The organism is Niabella aurantiaca DSM 17617 (assembly GCF_000374125.1).
GTDB lineage: Bacteria > Bacteroidota > Bacteroidia > Chitinophagales > Chitinophagaceae > Niabella > Niabella aurantiaca.
Genome location: NZ_KB893643.1, coordinates 437,917 through 454,418 on the forward strand (window position 1 = coordinate 437,917; position 16,502 = coordinate 454,418).

The following is a 16,502-nucleotide window of genomic DNA, read 5'->3' on the forward strand; positions in this document are numbered from 1 at the left end:
TATCATTAAGCGTAAACAAAAATCAACCGTTCAGCATTAGGTCAGATCCGAACCCGTGGGTCAAACACGCCGTACAGGATATCGGCAACAATATTCATGATCACAAAGAACGCCGCAGAAATCAGTACAGACCCCATTACCACGGGGTAGTCCAGTTTCTCCAGCGCGTCCACAGTCACCTTTCCGATCCCCTGCCAGCCAAATATATATTCGACAAAGAAAGCACCCGCAAGCAATTCCGCAAACCAGCCGGTAACCGCAGTAATGACCGGGTTAAGCGCATTCTTTAATCCATGCTTCCAGATCACCGCCCGCTTGCGCAACCCTTTGGCATAGGCCGTGCGGATATAATCCTGGTCCAGCACATCCAGCATAGCGCTCCTTGTAAGCTGTGTGATGATGGCTAGCGGACGGATGCCGAGCGTTATTGCAGGAAGGATCATGTTCTTTAGCGAAAAGACCCGCTGACCGGTTGTTGCATCCATATCGAACCAGTTGCCGGTAATGTGCAAACCGGTGTACCGGGTAAGTACAAAGCCAAAAACGTAAGCAATAATGATCCCCATAAAGAACGAGGGCGCCGAAATTCCGATGATGCTCGAAAAGATCGCGCCGGTGTCCAGCCACGAGTTTTGCCGCACCGCTGCAACCACACCCAGTGGGATCCCCACTACTATGGCCAGCACCATTGCTGCCATTGTAAGCATGATGGTTCCGGGCAGCGCTTCCATCAGAACACCCGTCACCTCTCTTTTTGTTTGGTAAGAACGACGCAGATAGGGGATCTTCAAGGCCAGTTTTTTTTCCCCGCCAATAAAAAATCCTTTCAGTTTTTTAGAAGCGATCTCTTCCTTGCCATGGATGGCAACGGGTGATACATCGTTCATGTAGAGCAGGAACTGCTTCCATTTAGGCTGGTCCAGGTACAGTTCTTTGCGGATGTTCTCCTGCGTTTTCCGATCGCCGGTCTGCCCCATCACCAGGCGGGATGGATCACCAAAACCCTGGAATAAGAAGAATACGAGCATGACCACCCCCGCCATTACCAGTATGCCGTATCCGATCTTCTTTATAATGTATTGAAGCACTCGTTAAACATTAAACTTTGAACCTTAAGCATGAAACGTGAGGCCCTGAGTTCCGCAGGTTCATCGCAATTCCTCCAGGGCATCATCAAAATTCTTGTAGCTCCATTTTCCCGCCACCGTTCCTTTTTTCAGCAGGTACAGCGTCGGGTTGGTACGGGCCGCCATTCGGATCATCACACGGTCGCCGCTCAGTACCGGTACACTTTTAAATGGCGTAGCGGCAATACTCTGCTGAACCGGTATGGCCGTACTGCTGATTATATAAACGGGCAGATGCCGTTCAAGTGCCCTTTTATAAACGGGGGCAAACGCTCCCGCCCAGTCTTGCACGGGATGAGACAGATCTTCAGCAAACAGCAGCAGGATGCCCGGCGCATCCAGGATGCTTTGCGTAACCCGATTACCGGATGCATCATCAAAATCAAACCCCCGGATCTCCGGAATATTGTTTGAGCCTGCTTTTATCAACTTGTCATACCGGCTGATAAATTTATAGGTACTATCGTTAAAATCTGCCGGGAACTGCTCGGCATTGAACTCTACTTTTTTCCCTTCTTTTTCATATACAAAAGTAATTTCTGTACTGTCCGGCACAGCATTGGCCGGCACTTTGAGTTTATCCGGTATAAAGCTTCCCTGTTTAAAAGGCAGGCAATCCAGCACCGGCAGGTACTTCAGTGTGTACCATTGGAATCCAAAGGAGAGAACCGTGCTCAATACCAGCAGTACCATGGTCGTGTTTTTTGAGAAGACCGGCCGGATGTATTTTAAATTGAAAAACAGGAACAGGATCAGTATGAGCAGGACCACATCCTTGATAAACGAGGTTTTTGAGGTAATGGGAATGCAATCTCCAAAACAACCACAATTGGTAAATTTACCGGAAAAATACGCATAGCCGGTTAAAAAGGTAAAGAACACGATCAGCAGCAGCAGCAGCCAGGCGATCAGTTTCTTTTTCCATCCCAATAGCAGGGCCGCTCCGGCAATGATCTCAAAGGCGATCATCAATACCGATAAGGTAAGCGTGATACCGTTCCATGCGCTCATCTTCCAGAGATCAAAAAACTCCTGCATCTTATAGCTGAGCCCTATCGGGTCATTGGCTTTGATCAGGCCCGAAAAAATAAACAGAACCCCTACGATAATCCGGACAATTGTAACCAGTATTTTCATGCTGTTCCCTGTTTTTTGCCGTTCGCTTCTTTTTGCAGGATCAATGCAAAAACAGCATAGTTAATAATATCGTTATAGTTTGCGTCGATTCCCTCACTGATCAGTGTTTTATAATCATTATCGAGAATCTGACGAATGCGCTGCAGCTTCATCAGGATAAGGTCTACAAAACTTTCCTGGCTCATCGCCCTCCAGGCTTCGCCATAATCATGGTTCTTATCCCGCATCAGTTTTTGGGCCGCCCCGGTGTATTGGTCGTAATAGGTCCTTACAGTGTCTTCCGGCAGGTCTGCCGGTGCCTCCTTTGACAGATCGAGTTGTATCAACCCGATCACCCCGTAGTTAATAATACCCCTGAACTCGCCGGCAATATCATCGGCCACCTTTTGCTGTTTCAGATCCTGTATCGTACGTATCCGCTGGGCCTTAATGTAGATCTGGTCCACGATCGAGATGGTCCGGAGCACTCTCCAGGCGGTACCATAATCTTTGTTCTTCTTCAAAAACACATCTTTGCATTCGTGAATCACCGCTTCGTATTGTTCATTTGTCTTATCCATAACAGTGCCTGTCAAACTTTAAACATGAAACCTGCAACAAGGTATTATCTTTACGCCCAAAAATAACAAACAAATCGGGATGTTTACGCTTAATTGCCGGGGAAAGTTGCTTCCGCTCCAAAAGCCGGTTGTCATGGGCATTTTAAATCTGACCAGCGATTCATTTTATGCCGCCAGCCGTCACCAGGCCATCGATCCATTGCTTGCGGCCGCAGAACAGATGCTAGCGGCAGGCGCGTCGATACTGGACATCGGCGGGCAAAGCACCAGGCCCGGAAGTACCCTGCTGCCGGCAGAACAGGAAGCCGCCGTTGTTGTACCAGCCATTACCGCCCTGCATGAACGATTTCCGGAAGCGATCATCTCTGTAGATACTTTTTACAGTGCCGTTGCCAAAGACGCCGTTTGCGCGGGCGCTTCCGTTGTAAACGATATCAGTGCCGGGGTGATCGATCCGGCCATGTTCTCCACCGTTGCCGCCCTTAATGTTCCCTATGTACTGATGCATATGCAGGGCCGGCCGGATACCATGCAGCAACACCCGCATTATGCAGATGTGACCCTGGAAGTCCTGGACTTTTTTATTGAAAAAACAGCCGCTTTAAAAAAGGCAGGGGTGCGGGACATTATCATCGACCCCGGCTTCGGGTTCGGGAAAACCAGTGTACATAACTTTATCCTTCTGAAAAACCTGCAGCAATTCTCGATCCTGGGCTGCCCCCTGTTGCTGGGTGTAAGCCGTAAGGGAAGCATTTACCGGGCGCTGGGAACTACTGCAGAGGGTGCGCTGAACGGCACTACGGTGCTGCATACGATCGGCCTGATGAATGGAGCGAACATCCTGCGGGCACACGATGTAAAGGAAGCAATGGAGGCCATCCTTCTCATTGAGCAGTGCCGGCAATAAGCTGCTGTATCCCTGCCGGCATAACCGGTTCCGGCTATGTTCCGTTTCCTGTCACAAAGTCTGCCTGGAAACGCATTCCCTGCTTCTCTTCTCATCTTTTGCAAACACCCGTCACAAAGCTTTTATACGGTCCGTTTTATTTTGCAGCATCCGGGATCAAACAGCCGATTCAAGAATCCCCGTAAGCTGCGCAGCAGGTATCACGCCGCTTTGCCGCCATACGACCTGCCCGCCTTTGAACAATATAAGAGTGGGCACACTCTGTACCTGATAAAAGGATGCCGCCTGCGGGCTTTCATCGATATCTATTTTAATGATCGTTGCTTTTTCGCCGATCTTTGATTTTACTTCTTCCAGGATCGGTTTCATCATCTTACACGGTCCGCACCAGGTAGCCGTAAAATCGACCAGCACCGGTTTTTCGCCATTGATCAATGTCTGAAAAGTAGCTGCCATCTTATTGTTTTTACAAAAGTATCAACAATCACACCATTCTTAATCAAAATGGCCATCCCGTTTTAAGGATGGCCACTCATAAATCCATATTGGATATCACGTCTATTTTTTACCGCCTGCTTTTGCAGTGTCTGCCTTAGGTGCTTCCTGCGGAAGTACCATGGGAGCCTGCTGCTGCGGAGGAGCATCTCCCACATGCGTGATCTCTACCTCAAAATACAAAGCATCGTATGCTTTGAACGGAGCTCCCGGAGGCACACCCTGGGTGTAGGCCAGGAAGCCGGGGATATAAACCACGCCTTTACCGCCTTCTTTGAATTGTTTTAAACCGTCTTCAAAACCGGGGATGGCACCGCCGGAACCTACCTGGGCGGTCATCGTATTGGCATCAAATGCCTTATCCCCTTCTACCGTTTTACCGGAATATTTCAGGGTCACGTATTTACCATCGGTCACCTGGGCACCGGTGCCCGGGTTGTCTACTTTCACAAACGTGCCCAGGGGCGATTTTACGGCAGTGATATTCTTCTTTTTCAGGTAGGCTTCCATATCCTTGATCTGCTTGTCTTTTCCACCGGCCTTTTCAAACGCATCTACGATCGCTTTTTGTTTGGCCTCTTCTCTTTTCTGGTAAGCTTCTCCCTCTTTTTGATAGTCCATCTGTGCCAGGCTGTCGCTTTTAAACACCTCCAGTACTTTAAATGTAAACAGAATCTTATCTCCTTTCTTAAAGAAGGCCGGCAGCTGTGCTTCCTGCGCAACTCCTTTTTTCAGCAGGGAATCAACAAACATCACCACCACAGCGCTATCGCCTTTTTTCAGGAATTTATAGATTTCATCGGGTGCGTAAATCGGCTGCCCGGGCATTGGTTTAAGATCCTGTACCTTGGTAAAAAAGGGCATTTCCCCATAGGTCTGCCCCAGGAGGGTATCTTTTGATCCCACAAGACGGAGCGATTGATTCATTTTCAGAACATCCCCCACCTTGGTAGAATCCTTACTTCCTCCCTCATAGATTTTATACTTAAGACCACTGGAAGTTGTCTTGTAATCCGCATTCTTACACGCTGTAAAAGCGGTTGCCGCAAACAGCAACAACCCCATTGTTTTTAAATGTTTCATTTTTTGTTTTTGTGTTATTTTTTATTCAGATGTTGATTCGTTTGTAACCAGAGCCGTTGCACTAAAATGGCCGCCTCTAACAGAAGACAGCCAGTTTAAACAGTCTTTATATTTTGCTATTTTTTATTTCCTTTCTTTGCAGGTGGTGGCGGCACCGATATTTGCGGCGCCGGCATGCTATCGCTTACATTGGCTATTTCAATCTCAAAATACAGGGGTTCGTATTCTTTAAACGGAGAACCCGGAGGAGGCGTTTTGCCGTAAGCAAGAAAGCCGGGAATATACACCACTCCTTTACCGCCTTGTTTAAATTGCCTTAAGCCATCCTCAAATCCACGAATTGCACCACCAACACCGATCTGGGTCGTAAAGGAATTCGGGCCTTCAAAAGTGCTGTCGTTCAACACTTTTTTACCGGTATATTTTACGGTAACAAATTTTTTGTCGGCAACCGGCGCACCAGACCCGGGATTTTCCACTTTCACAAAAGCGCCGAGGGGTGTTTTTACAGCGCTGATATTTTTAGTCTTTAGGTAGTTCTCAACCACAGCGGTCTGCTTTGCTTTTTCTCCCGACTTTTCCAGTGCCACTTCTTCGTTCTTTTGCACTTTTTCGATCTCAGCCTGGTAATCAGCGCGGGCAAGACTGTCTGAACTAAATATTTCCAGTACTTTATACGTGGAAGTTATCCGGTCGCCCTTTTTAAAATAAGGAGGCATTTGCGTTTCCGGTAACATTCCCTTCTTAATTGCAGAATCAATATAGACGATCGCTATCAGGCTATCACCTTTCTTAAGATACTTGAACACTTCCGCCGGATCATATATAGGCTGACCCGGAGGAAAAGGACGTATTCCAGTATAAAAAGGAAGTTTTCCGTATGTATCTGCCAGAACAGTATCCTTATGTCCGCTGACCCTTACTGTCATCTGCATTTTTAAAACAGTCCCATCCTTAGAACTATCTTTGCCATTGCTTCCGATAATCTTATACTTGAGACCATTGGGCGAAGTTTTAAATTCCGTATTCTTGCAAGCCGTAAAGGCAATCGCCGTAAACAGAAATAGCCCTGCCGTTTTTAATCGTTTCATTTTCGTTTTTATATTGTTTTATTGTAATAAATGTTCGTTCTCCTTTAAAGCCTCTTTAAATTTGGTTACCGTTTCCGGCAGGCTGTCTTTTGACCCGCCCCCCGAGGCGTTAAAATGGCCCCCTCCGTTAAAATAGGTCCGGGCAAATGTATTGCAGTCAAAATCATCCTTGCTCCGGAAACTCCACTTGCGCTCTTCTTCGCGGTCGATCACCAGGGCTGCCAGCTTAATGCCCTGTACCGAAAGGGGAAAGTTAACCAATCCTTCTGTATCTCCGGTTTTTATTTCATATTTAAGCAGGTCGTACTTGGGTATAGCGATCAGTGCTGTATTGTATTCATAAAAGAACTCCAGCCGGTGTGTGAACACATGTCCCATAAAGCGCAATCGGTTCTCCAGGAAATTATCAAATAGCAGGCTATGGATCTCTGTATGCCGTATTCCCTGTTCCATCAGCCGGGCCGCCATCCGGTGCACGGCCGGTGTGGTAGCATCAAAACGGAAAGAACCGGTATCTGCTATAAGACCGGCGTAAAGACAACCGCTGATATCTTTGTCCAGCATCTTTTCGTCGCCGGCTGCAAGGATCAGGTCATAGATCATTTCGCAGGTGGAACTCTTTGCGGTATTGCTGATCCCAAAATCAAAAGAGGCTGCATCCGGTTCTCGGTGATGGTCTACCAGCACCTTCAGGCACCGGGCCTGGTACAGATCCTGCTCAAAGTTCTTGGTACGATGAAAAATATTAAAGTCCAGGCAAAAAAGAAGATCTGCCGCTGCCAGCGCGGTACGCGCCTTCTCCCTTTCTTTATCGTAATTGAGCACGCTTCCGGCGCCCGGCATCCAGTTGAGCCAGGGAGCCCAATTCGTAGGCGATATTACGGTGATCGAATGCCCCAGCTTATTCAGGTAAAGACAAAGCCCCAGGGAAGAGCCCATGGCGTCAGCATCCGGCTTTTGATGCATGGTAATCACCACTTTAGCCGGTTGCCTTAAAATCGGAAATATATCTGCTATTGGTTTCAATGAGGCGCAAAAATAGGTAAATCTATGATTTGGAGTGGAGGATTTTTCCTAAATTTGCCGGCCAATATTAAATTAAACTTTAAAATGAGTAATCGCACTTTTACCATGATCAAGCCTGATGCTATGAAAAACGGGCACGCCGGCGTAATTATTGACCGTTTTATCAAAGAAGGCTATAAAATTGTTGCATTAAAAGTTACCCGGCTTTCCGCGGAAAAAGCCGGTGAATTCTATGCAGTGCACAAGGAACGTCCTTTTTACGGGGAGCTGGTGCAATTCATGAGCAGCGGACCCATTGTAGCGGCTATCTTAGAAAAGGAGAACGCGGTGGCCGCTTTCCGTGAGCTGATCGGCGCTACCGATCCTGCAAAGGCTGCAGCAGGCACCATCCGGCAATTATATGCCACTTCGCTGGGAGAAAATGCGGTTCATGGCAGCGACAGCGATGAGAATGCCAAAATCGAGGGCGATTTCTTCTTTAGTGGTTTAGAAAGAGTTTGAGCAGCTAACCGTTATCGACTTAAAAAAAGCCGGCTTGATCCAAGCCGGCTTTTTTAGATCCAGATGCATGGTGTTACCGCACTCCCGGTACGGAAATAAGATGCGAAGACAGGACCACATTCTCAGACGGTGTCCTGTGATGGCCTGGATGATAATTTGCCATTTTTTCCTCTTCTTGTACCTGGTAATTGGCGATGAATAAAAGAGAGGGCACTGATGTAAGAAAGATCAGTAAAAGAATAGATAGAAAGCGTTTCATAAAACTGGTTTTTAATATAGTTAACGTTGGAATAAAAGGCTGAGCAGCAAGGTAATAAAAAAACTGCTGCGGTGGCCGTTTTACATGATTATTATTTTATTAAATCCTTCAGGCGCGACCGGGATTTATTAAAAACATTCCTTCCCAGATCCACCCCTTTCCGCATTTCCTTCTGCTGCTCTTCGGGAAGATGAATGAACTCCTGACAGTCGGTACTGCAACAGCCATCATATTTTTCCCCGCATTCCGCACACTGTATAAACAACAGATGACAGGCATCATTGATACAGTTCACATGCGTATCTGCCGGTTTGCCGCACTGGTGGCAGCAGGCGACAATTTCATCAGTTACCCGCTCACCCAGGCGTTGATCAAAAACAAAATTCTTGCCATGAAATTTGTTGGGCAGCTTCCCTTCCTTAACCTGGTTTACATAGTTAATAATGCCGCCTTCCAGGTGATACACATTCTTAAATCCCCGGTGCAACATATAAGCCGAAGCCTTTTCACAACGGACTCCCCCGGTGCAGTACATAATAATATTCTTACCCATATGTTCCTGCATCATATCCACGGTCATGGGCAGCTGATCCCGGAATGTGTCGCTGGGAATTTCAACAGCATTTTCAAAATGTCCTACCTCAAATTCATAATGATTCCGCATGTCAATCACTATCGTTTCGGGGTCATTTGTTAAATTGTTAAATTCAGCGGCGTCTACATATTTGCCCTTCTTTGTCATGTCAAAACCGGGGTCATCGATCCCGTCCGCAACAATTTTTTCACGCACTTTTATATCCAGGACATAAAAGGATTTCCCATCATCATCCACAGCAATATTCAGCCGGAGGCTGTTTAATGCGGGCGTTTCGTGCAAGACGAGCCGGAGCCGCTCCAGGTTGTCTGTGGGCACACTTATCTGGGCATTCATTCCTTCAGCCGCAATGTATATACGCCCCAGTACGCCGATCGCGGAAAATGCCTTGTACAGGCTGTTGCGGTAAGCAACCGGATCTTCAATCCGGAAATAACAATAGAAGGAGATCGTGGTACGCGGTGTCGTATCTTTTAAAATAAGCTCTTTAAGCTCTTTGCGCGATATCCGGTTGTGTAGTGCCATAGTATTCTGAAATTTGAATCACACGACCATGTGATAATTAAATTCATTAATTGGACAGTTGCAGGCTGCACCAAATTTCGCCGCAAAGATAGGGGTTTTCGGCCTTCGGGGCAAATCCGGTATCACCGGGCGCGCTCCTATAGTCCTGAAGCTCATTTGAAATCCGGCGACAGTTCAAATAAAACTAAAAAAATAGTTGTTAAACTAATTATTTAGTTTTAACTTGCTTGAAAAATGTAATTTCATGAAACAACTGACAAAAGCGGAAGAGCAGATCATGCAGGCATTGTGGCGGCAGGGCCCGATGTTTTTAAGAGAGATCCTGGAAGTACTGCCCTTGCCCAAGCCCCATCAGAATACCGTGGCCACCATCCTGAAGATCCTGGTAGAAAAGGAATTCGTTACCGTAAATGTATTCGGGCGCCAGCATCAGTACGTACCTGCCGTAAGTAAGGAGGACTATTCCAAAAAAACGATGAAGCAGATCGTAAAAGGATACTTTGAAGGCTCTTTCAGCAACGTAGTGTCCTTTATGTTAAAGGAAAACAACCTAAGCATTGAAGAGCTCGAAACGCTCCTGCAGCAAATAAAACAGCAGCAACAATCAAAAAGATAGGCCATGTACGGATATTTCATCCAGGTGATGCTCTGCTCCGGAGCTTTTTACGGCTATTATCATTTCTTTTTAAGAAATGAACGGTTCCACCGGTACAACCGGTTCTATTTGCTGCTGTCCGCAGGACTGTCCCTTTTCCTGCCGCTGCTCAAAATACCCGTACCGGTCGACGGGGCAAATAAGATAACCCAGACAATTGAACAGGTTGTGGTCTCCCCGGGGAATATAGCGGTAGCCGTTGCTGTAAAAAACACCTATGGCCTCAGCTGGGAGCAGCTTGTAACAGGTCTGTTCTTTCTATTGCCTCTTCTATTCCTTTGCCGGTTTTTGTGGAGCGTGCTTACCATAAAACGCATCAAAGGCGCAGATAAAAACGAAAAAATGGGAAAGATCACTTTTATTGTGACCGAACATGCGTACGCCCCGTTCTCATTTTTCAACTGGCTTTTCTGGCATAAAAGGAACCGGCTGCATACGGCTGAAGGGCAGCAGATACTCCGGCACGAGCTTTATCACATCCAGAAGCGGCACAGTGTGGATCTGGTGCTGGTGGAAATACTCCTCTGTTTTTTCTGGTTCAATCCGGTTTTTTACTGGTACCGCAAAGAGATAAAAGCCATTCACGAATTCCTGGCCGACCAGCACGCTGCTGGCCCGGATGATCCTTTCGATTATGCCCGCCTGCTGATCACACAGGCCATTCAACACAAACAACCTAAACTCATTAATCCCTTTTTCACTCATCAACTCAAAAGAAGAATTGCCATGCTTACGAAAACAAAAAAACCAGCTTTTCAATACCTGCGCCGGGTGATGGTATTGCCTTTATTCACTATTATGGCCGGCCTGTTTGCCTTTACTTACCGTGCTACTGCATCTCTTTCCAATACACCCGGCTTCTTCAACTACACGCACTTAGAAACAGTAGTTGCCAATCTCTTTTCAGGAAAATCATCCGTCATCCCCGGCGATACACTGCGGATCTACAATGATCAGATAGTTAGCAAAGAAGCGTTTGAAAAAGTACCATTCAGCAAGATCGCCACCGTAATGGTGCTGTCCAAAGCAAACACACAAAAACTATACGGGCATAGTAAGGCCGCGGGTGCGCTCGTTATCCTTGGAAAGGGATACCACAGCAAAAAGCTGGAGGCATTGATGCCATCTCCGGAAGCAGACCGGAACAACAGCCCCGGGAAAATAAGATCCTTTGAAATGGTGGTGGTTGCATACAGCAGGTCGACGCCTGTAGCGGCACCCGTGTCTATTCAGCCCGAACCGGATCCGCTGAGCATTACCGGCGGCAACTATTTTACCTCAACGGAGCAGCCGGCAGTTTACAATACCGACTGGAATCAATTCCTGGCTAAAAATGTTCGCGGGGAAATACCGGTGCAGAACGGTGCACACCCCGGATCTTACCGTACTGCTTACCAGTTTGTGGTAGAGCCAGATGGCACCCTTAGCAATATAAAACCCTTAACCAACATTGGTTACGGGATGGAGGCGGAAGGCCTGAGGATCCTGAAAAAATCCGGCAGATGGCAGCCGGCCCTGCAGAATAAAAAGGCTGTACGCTCCGTCTACATTCAGAATATCCATTTTAAGATCGTGCCCTACCCCGCCGCTTCCCATCTGGAGAAGAAACCGGCCGATACCATCCCGGGTATTGCTCAAAACGAAGAGATCTTTACCAAGATGGAGGTGCCTCCCAAATTTAACGGCGATTGGGTACCCTTCCTGTTTGAGCACCTGGATGCAACGGTGGCGGTGAAACACGGAGCACCTACCGGAAATTACCAGGCCATTGTTCAGTTCATCATCGACCGGAAAGGGGGCATGCACAATGTAAAAGTCATTAAAGACCCCGGCTACGGAATGGGCGCAGAAGCCATGCGCGTGGTGAAAGCCGCTTCCGATAAATGGATCGCCGGAAAACAAAACGGGCGTGACATCAATGCCTTTGTAAAACAACCCATCACCTTCCAGGTAAAATAAATAACGATTTTATGAAAACAATTACCCTGTATCTTTTGCAGATGCTGCTTTGTTCCGGCCTGCTATATGGCTACTACCTGCTGTTCTTAAAAGACCGGAAGCTGCATGCCTTTAACCGCTGCTACCTGCTGGGAAGCTTTGTTGTCAGCCTTGCAGTTCCGTTTATCAAGATCCCCTATTATATTACCCTTACAAAGGATTCCGGGGCCGGCCTCCAGGCCCTGGTAAAATACAATGAACTGCTGTTGCCGGAAGTGGTGGTCTCTTCATCGCAGAATACGCCGGTCGCTGCCATTACCGTTCTCTATGGTCTTTACGCCTGTGTAGCGGCATTCCTGCTTGCCCGCATCATTTCCAGTATCCTGGCGCTTATAAAAAAACGCACCGGCAGCAAGATCCAGAAATGGCGTTCCTTGACCATTATTGAAACCAGCGATCCGGCGGCGCCTTACTCTTTTTTCAACTGGCTGTTCTGGACCCGCAGTGTTGATGAATATTCCGATCGGGGCAGGCAAATATTACAGCATGAATACTTCCACATGCGACAGTGTCACAGTGCGGACGTCCTGTTCTCAGAGAGCATTACTGCGCTTGTATGGGTCAACCCGTTTTTCTGGCTGATGAAGAACGAACTCAAGGCCGTTCATGAATTTTCTGCAGACGCGTTTGCTGCGGGCGATACCGACGAACTGGAATATGCCACGCTTCTCATTACAGAAGCTATCAGCTGCAAACAGCAGCTCCTGGTCCATCCTTTCTTTAATAACCAATTAAAAAGAAGAATCACTATGTTAACAACTGCCAAAAACAATCGCCATCATTCTTTAAGGCAATGGATGACCCTGCCGCTCTTTGTAGTTGCGGCCGTTCTGTTCATGATCAGCTGCCAGTCGGCCGATCAGCAAAACAAACAAAACCCGGATACAGCAGCCAGTGATCCGGCCACTGTTGTACCCGATCAGAATGTTGTGATACCGGATAGCAATTCTGTGAATAATACAGAACCGCATACCCAAACGGATTCCCCCCAGGTAACAGAAGTGCTAAAAATAGCTCCGCCCAGGGTTGTAAAAGATCCCGAAGTAAAGCGGCTTGCCCCGCCGAAGATCGCAAAAAATGAACCAGGGATCTATACCAAAACAGAAAAGGATGCTTCCTTCCCCGGCGACTGGGCGCGGTACCTTATGCAAAACCTTCGCGGCGAAGTTCCGGTAGAGCATGGTGCCAAGCCAGGCAATTACCAGGTGATTGCCCAGTTCGTCGTAGATGTTCAGGGAAATGTAAGCGATGTAAAACTGATCAAAGACCCCGGCTTTGGCATGGGCGAAGAGGCCCTGCGGGTGATCAAAAAATCGGGTAAATGGAAGCCGGCTATTGTTAATGGCAAAAATGTAAAAGCCTACCGGAAGCAGCCGATCACCTTCCAGGTAACGGAGGGCTGACCGGTGTTTATTTATTTTCCAGCGTCATCTGCAGGAGCACTTCCCGCAGATGACGCTGGTCTTTTTTAGGGATCTTCGCAGACATTTATTTGCCCCTCTTCCGCATCAGCAACAGGAGTTTTACGGCAGACCTGTGCGGCCTATAAAACCCATTGGTCTTTATCTTCATCTTCATAAGCGCGGACGCAGGTAAGTGGCGCAAAGCGCAGCCATACCGGTAACGAGGCCCCCGATAATACCCGTAATGACCGCCAGCAGCACCGGACTTTTCCCTATGCCCAGCAGCAGCGCAACCCTGCCGGCCAGGAGGCTGTCATTGGCGGCATTGATCCGCAAAGCCAGTACCATCCAGAGCAGGAACACCGCTATAAAACCCGATCCAAAGGCGCTGGACGGTTTTTGTTGCAACAATGATCCGATAAGAAAACCGGCAAGGGCAATGGTCCACCACGGAAAATAAACGCCACAGAGGCAGGCTAAAAAGGCAATCGCTATGATGCTAACAAAAAACTTCATGTTATTTAAAGATTAACGGGGCCGTTAAGATTCAGGTTACAGTAAATAATATACAGGGATCATCCACCGGAAAAATCCATGCGCCATTTTATGCGGGCATCTCCCTGCTCCTGCCGGTCCATCATCCACAGCCGGTAGTACTGTCCGGTTACCCAGGTATCAATGGCATTATCATAGAACCGGCTGCCGGGGTTGCCGCTCTGCCCGCCCGGATAAACACCGTAGGCCTCGGTAGGTGTGCCCAGTTGCACCACCATACGCCAGCTGGGCCCATGGCTTTTTTTAACCGCATTGATCGTGTTGCCCCAGCCGCCTACGTTCAACCCCCGGCGCGCAAAGGGCAGCAGCGCCTCTTTGAGCAAATGATACACCGTTACATCTTTATATTTCGCCCATTGCAGCCGGCCTTCTTTTTCTGCCGCCTCCAGCGCTGCAGCTGTTTTGTTTAATGCCGCAGTGACTATCGTCCGGATGTTCTCTATTTCCCGTGTCTGCACGTTGTCCGCAAAGCCCATAATTGTTGAGTCGTGCTTCAACGTCTCCATCAGCGTCTCTTCAGCAGGCAGCTCCACCCCGAATCCCGCCTCGCTTATTTCATCCCGCCAAACCCCCGCGGAGAGTGAATCCATCCAGGTCTGGTAAATGGTTTGCCCCAGAGAGGCCGGATCTGCAAAAAGGTCCCAGCCCTTTATGATCTCAAAATATTTGCGTGCCCCGGGGCTGAGTTCAGAAACCGCCGTATAACCAACAAGCTGGGGAACCATGTCCCGGGCCATAATATTGTAGTAATTGTTTTGCAACTCCATCATATCCTGAACCGTGATGTGGTTCATAGAGCCCAGATAATGGTCAATAGCACCGGCCCTGGGTGTAATGTATGCTCCGGGAATATAATACGGATAGGATGCGTCTGCCGGGCGTTGGTTGGCACTAAACAGATAACCTCGTTCCGGGTTTACGGCATGTGGATTTTCGGCCTGGGGAATATCGGCCTGCCAGTCGTAACTGTTGTCCGCGCCCGGCATCACATACATGCCCTGATCATTCCACCGCGCCGGAAACCGGCCCTGCTGCCAGAGGGCAATGGTACCGGATTTTGATGCAAAAGCAAAGTTCTGCCCCGGGCATTCAAAGAACCGGATAGCATTTACATAATCTTCGTAGTTTTTTGCACGGTTGAGCAGGTAGAAGGTATTGCCGTCATCGCCGGTGTGATGAGCCACCCATTTCACCGCAATACCGGCGTTCTTTGTGACCGTATCCCTGAAACTTTCATCATACATGACCGGTCCGAACACGGTATAGGCAACCGTATCATATACAACGGGGCCGCCTTTTACATGGATGGCTTCTATCCGTTGCTGTGCCGGCTTCCACTGACCATTATACCAATAGGCGCTCCGCCCGCCGTCTTTAAACCGGATGGCGTAGTAGTCCTTTACGTCCCGCTGCGCGTTGGTTACGCCCCATGCAATACTGTCGTTGAAACCGATGATCACATAGGGGCTGCCCGGCAATGTGGCACCATAAGTACTGTTCTGCGGTGTGCTCAACTGCATTTCATACCAGATGGAGGGCAGGGACAGGTCGAGGTGCGGGTCGTTTGCCAGGATCGGCGCTTTGCTTGCGGTCTTACTTCCTGCCACTACCCAGTTATTGCTGCCGTTATCCCTTTCTGGCGGATATTGCTCGAATGCGGTCACCGGAACGGCATCTTTAAAATACGCAGTATCGGCTCCCTGTGGGGCCACCGGCACTACCGCCGGCTGCGTAAAACCGGTTCCAGGAGGTACAATGGGCTTTAAAGAGTCCGGAACCTGGGGATACAGGGCATGAAGCTGACCGGTCGAAAAAACCTGGTGTAACCGGGTATATGCGAGATCTTTCTCCGTTCCCGATGCCAGCATCTTGGCCATCATTTTCAGCAGCAAGGCCGTTCTCAGGTTCGTCCACTCTTCTGGTTCAAAACCGAGGATCTTGTATTCCAGGGGAAGGCTGCTTTTTTTTAACGTATGGATATAGGCGTTCACCCCTGCCGTATAAGCACTATACACGGCACGCGTCCTGGGATCTTTCTCCATTACCTGCAGCGAATTTTCCGCAGCAAATTTCATCCCCAGCCTTCGCTGTTCCCGGTCGTACGGGATCGCCTTTGGTCCTGCGATCTCGCTCACCCGGCCTTCCGCAGCTTTTGTCTGAAGGTCCATCTGGAATAAACGGAACTTCGCGTGCAGATAGCCCTGTACGAAATACAGGTCTTCATCGTTCTCTGCAAACACATGCGGTACCAGCCGCTCATCAAAGTACACATTTACCTTGCCTTTTAACTCCGGGAATGAAAGCGACGCATTAAAGCTGGCAGCCGTATCCTCTGCATTTTGCCAAAAACCGGCCTGCGGGCTCAAAAAGGCGCCTACCGCCATGGGCACTTTATCACCCAGGGGCCTGTTCAGCATATAGGTCAGCAACACTGTAATGGCCGCAGTGGCCAGGAAAGGAACTATTCTCATAAATCAACCTTGTATCAGCAAGTTAAGCATTAAAAAGCAATTTCAAAAGCAGACCTGCCGGCCGGATGGATCCACGAATCGCGGTTCTTTATTAATGATTTGCTCACCGATGCC

The 16,502-nt window shown here is 48.4% G+C and carries 16 protein-coding genes; 5 read left to right on the top strand and 11 right to left on the bottom strand.

The features are described 5' to 3' along the window. Nucleotides 1-41 precede the first annotated feature (41 nt). The 3 genes from B160_RS0118800 to B160_RS0118810 are packed head-to-tail and all read right to left on the bottom strand — an operon-like array spanning nucleotide 42 to nucleotide 2,824. Nucleotides 42-1,088, bottom strand: a complete 1,047-nt coding sequence (locus tag B160_RS0118800) for an ABC transporter permease (RefSeq protein ID WP_018629473.1) — start codon at nucleotides 1,086-1,088, stop codon at nucleotides 42-44. Between the two features lie 60 nt (nucleotides 1,089-1,148). Continuing rightward, a complete protein-coding gene (locus B160_RS0118805; RefSeq protein WP_018629474.1) occupies nucleotides 1,149-2,264 on the bottom strand; it encodes a BT_3928 family protein in 1,116 nt (371 codons plus the stop codon). Beyond that, complete coding sequence (locus B160_RS0118810; protein ID WP_018629475.1) at nucleotides 2,261-2,824, bottom strand: DUF1599 domain-containing protein; 564 nt, start codon at nucleotides 2,822-2,824, stop codon at nucleotides 2,261-2,263. Before B160_RS0118810 ends, B160_RS0118805 begins: the two co-directional genes overlap by 4 nt. A gap of 133 nt (nucleotides 2,825-2,957) precedes the next feature. Here B160_RS0118810 and folP point away from each other — a divergent pair, with 133 nt between their 5' ends. After that, nucleotides 2,958-3,731 (top strand): dihydropteroate synthase, encoded by a 774-nt coding sequence (gene folP, locus B160_RS0118815; RefSeq protein ID WP_245562243.1) that lies wholly within the window; start codon nucleotides 2,958-2,960, stop codon nucleotides 3,729-3,731. A 156-nt stretch (nucleotides 3,732-3,887) separates the two neighbouring features. Here folP and trxA read toward each other — a convergent pair whose 3' ends face one another. The 4 genes from trxA to B160_RS0118835 all read right to left on the bottom strand — a co-directional run bounded on the left by trxA (nucleotide 3,888) and on the right by B160_RS0118835 (nucleotide 7,378). Then, on the bottom strand, nucleotides 3,888-4,187 hold the full coding sequence (trxA, locus tag B160_RS0118820; protein ID WP_018629477.1) for a thioredoxin: 300 nt from the start codon (nucleotides 4,185-4,187) through the stop codon (nucleotides 3,888-3,890). Nucleotides 4,188-4,289: 102 nt separating this feature from the next. Next, complete coding sequence (locus B160_RS0118825) at nucleotides 4,290-5,309, bottom strand: FKBP-type peptidyl-prolyl cis-trans isomerase (protein WP_018629478.1); 1,020 nt, start codon at nucleotides 5,307-5,309, stop codon at nucleotides 4,290-4,292. A gap of 116 nt (nucleotides 5,310-5,425) precedes the next feature. Further along, complete coding sequence (locus B160_RS0118830) at nucleotides 5,426-6,400, bottom strand: FKBP-type peptidyl-prolyl cis-trans isomerase (RefSeq protein WP_018629479.1); 975 nt, start codon at nucleotides 6,398-6,400, stop codon at nucleotides 5,426-5,428. An 18-nt stretch (nucleotides 6,401-6,418) separates the two neighbouring features. Further along, a complete protein-coding gene (locus B160_RS0118835; protein WP_281163378.1) occupies nucleotides 6,419-7,378 on the bottom strand; it encodes a DHH family phosphoesterase in 960 nt (319 codons plus the stop codon). A 132-nt stretch (nucleotides 7,379-7,510) separates the two neighbouring features. On the opposite strand from B160_RS0118835, the gene B160_RS0118840 reads away from it, so the two are divergent. Beyond that, nucleotides 7,511-7,927 (top strand): nucleoside-diphosphate kinase, encoded by a 417-nt coding sequence (locus B160_RS0118840; protein WP_026309866.1) that lies wholly within the window; start codon nucleotides 7,511-7,513, stop codon nucleotides 7,925-7,927. A gap of 73 nt (nucleotides 7,928-8,000) precedes the next feature. On the opposite strand, the gene B160_RS31790 is transcribed toward B160_RS0118840, so the two are convergent. Both B160_RS31790 and trhO read right to left on the bottom strand, forming a co-directional pair. After that, nucleotides 8,001-8,186 carry a hypothetical protein gene (locus B160_RS31790; protein WP_157558131.1) on the bottom strand — a complete coding sequence of 62 codons (186 nt, stop codon included), beginning with the start codon at nucleotides 8,184-8,186 and terminating at the stop codon, nucleotides 8,001-8,003. 91 nt (nucleotides 8,187-8,277) lie between these two features. Beyond that, nucleotides 8,278-9,306: an oxygen-dependent tRNA uridine(34) hydroxylase TrhO gene (gene trhO / locus B160_RS0118845; protein WP_018629482.1), complete on the bottom strand. Its 1,029-nt coding sequence runs from the start codon at nucleotides 9,304-9,306 to the stop codon at nucleotides 8,278-8,280. A 244-nt stretch (nucleotides 9,307-9,550) separates the two neighbouring features. Between trhO and B160_RS0118850 the strand changes: the two genes are divergently transcribed. The 3 genes from B160_RS0118850 to B160_RS30785 are packed head-to-tail and all read left to right on the top strand — an operon-like array spanning nucleotide 9,551 to nucleotide 13,362. Continuing rightward, nucleotides 9,551-9,922 (top strand): BlaI/MecI/CopY family transcriptional regulator, encoded by a 372-nt coding sequence (locus tag B160_RS0118850; protein ID WP_018629483.1) that lies wholly within the window; start codon nucleotides 9,551-9,553, stop codon nucleotides 9,920-9,922. Nucleotides 9,923-9,925: 3 nt separating this feature from the next. Then, nucleotides 9,926-11,920, top strand: a complete 1,995-nt coding sequence (locus B160_RS0118855) for a M56 family metallopeptidase (protein WP_018629484.1) — start codon at nucleotides 9,926-9,928, stop codon at nucleotides 11,918-11,920. Between the two features lie 11 nt (nucleotides 11,921-11,931). Then, a complete protein-coding gene (locus tag B160_RS30785; RefSeq protein WP_018629485.1) occupies nucleotides 11,932-13,362 on the top strand; it encodes a M56 family metallopeptidase in 1,431 nt (476 codons plus the stop codon). A 171-nt stretch (nucleotides 13,363-13,533) separates the two neighbouring features. Here the strand turns inward: B160_RS30785 and B160_RS0118865 are convergent, their stop codons facing one another. After that, nucleotides 13,534-13,878, bottom strand: coding sequence for a hypothetical protein (locus B160_RS0118865; protein ID WP_018629486.1), 345 nt, complete (start codon nucleotides 13,876-13,878; stop codon nucleotides 13,534-13,536). Between the two features lie 59 nt (nucleotides 13,879-13,937). After that, complete coding sequence (locus B160_RS0118870) at nucleotides 13,938-16,388, bottom strand: penicillin acylase family protein (RefSeq protein ID WP_018629487.1); 2,451 nt, start codon at nucleotides 16,386-16,388, stop codon at nucleotides 13,938-13,940. Nucleotides 16,389-16,502 lie beyond the last annotated feature (114 nt).